The sequence below is a fragment of the Gemmatimonadota bacterium genome, assembly GCA_039715185.1.
GTDB lineage: Bacteria > Gemmatimonadota > Gemmatimonadetes > Longimicrobiales > RSA9 > DATHRK01.
In genome coordinates this window covers 1-1,544 of record JBDLIA010000210.1, presented here as the reverse complement: position 1 = coordinate 1,544, position 1,544 = coordinate 1, and the positions used below count along the sequence as shown (strand labels likewise).

Here is a 1,544-nt window from a genome sequence, read left to right as displayed (position 1 = left end):
GCGAGTTCTTGCCCACAGCCGAGACCACCCTCACCGAACCAACCACGGGCTCCGGCCGGGGCCGGAACCTACGGCCGGCACCTCCCGGCCTCCGCCGCGACCGAGGTCCGAACCCTGCCGCGAAGCGGCTCGGGACCGAGGAAGTCCGGAACGGTACGCTGGGCGGCTCGGCTGTGGACAAGGGGCGTCGGGGGCCGAGCTCGCGTCGACGACCGATGAGTTTTTTTTCACTGTGCTACGACACGCGTTCGTTTTTCCCTTGACGACTTTGGCGCGAAAGCACCCCGAATCCGGGCGTGGTGCGCTGGCGTGTCGCGTGCAAAGCGGTGCGCGTGCGTGCGGCGATGAAACGTTTCTCGAGAGTTTTTTCTCATCGAGAGGGCGAAGCGTCGCGCACATCGGCGGACAGAGAGGATCGGGGTCCGAAAAAAAGGCCGTGTTAGAGAAGGGAATGAACGCGCGCGAATTTGTCGGACGTCTCGATCGAGGTGAGGTCATCGGTTCACTCGACGTGTGGGTCAAACGCGAACGGGACGCGACGGCGGTGATCGTCGCGCACCTGGTGGTACTCGAGCGCGAGCGGATCCACATCGATATGGGGTACGCGTCGCTGTTTTCGTACTGCACCGAAAGACTCGGGTACTCGCGGGACGCGGCGTACAAGCGGATCCGCGCGGCGAGGGCGGCGGAGGATCATCCCGAGGTTATCGATCATCTCGAGTCGGGCGAGCTTTCGCTGTCGGGGGTGCTCGCGCTGGCCAAGCACCTGACTGGCGGCGAGGTTGGCAAAGAGCTACTCGAGGCGTCGCGCAAAAAATCGACGCGTGAGATCGAGGCGATGGTGGCGACCGAGGTCCGAACCCTGCCGCGAAGCGGCTCGGGACCGAGGAAGTCCGGAACGGTACGCTGGGCGGCGCGGTTTCCGGATGCCAACTCGCCGCGCGGCGAGTTGCGCATGAAAGCGGTCGGCGATGAGCTGGTCAGGATCGAGATGGTGGTGGCGACCTCGGTCGCTGAGAAGCTCGAGCGGGCGCGGGACATCGATCGCCACCGCAACCCGTCGGGCGACATCGAGCCGATCCTCGACGAGGCGCTGGATCTGTTTGTCGCCGGTGTCGAGAAGCGCAAGCATGCGGTGGTCGATGCGCCGCGGGCCCGTAATGAAGAGATCGAGACCGAGACGGTGCCGGCGGCGGTCCGTCGGGCGGTGCACGACAGAGACGGAGGTCGGTGCACCTTCGAGGGCACCGAGCGGGTCTGCGGCGAGCAGGCGTTCGTCGAGTTTGACCACGTCCAATCGCGGGCGCGGGGAGGCGAGCACTCGGAGGAAAATGGCGCCGAGCTCTGCGGCGTGCACAACCGCCGCAAGGCGGAGCTAGAGATGGGCACAGACGCGATCGACCGCGGCCGGGCCCGCACTCAGACCGAGCGAGATCTGTTATCGGCGATGGTGAACCTGGGCTATCGGCGCCCCGAGGCACGAGCGCGAACCCGAGAGGCGCTCGACAAGCTCGGGCCGGACTCCTCGCTCGAGTCGCTGTGTA

The 1,544-nt window shown here is 66.2% G+C and carries 1 protein-coding gene; it reads left to right on the top strand.

Translation table 11 applies throughout. From position 1 onward, the window contains the following. Window positions 1-268: 268 nt before the first annotated feature. Window positions 269-1,544 (top strand): hypothetical protein (locus ABFS34_16785; GenBank protein MEN8377082.1); only part of this gene is annotated, 1,276 nt, incomplete at its 3' end.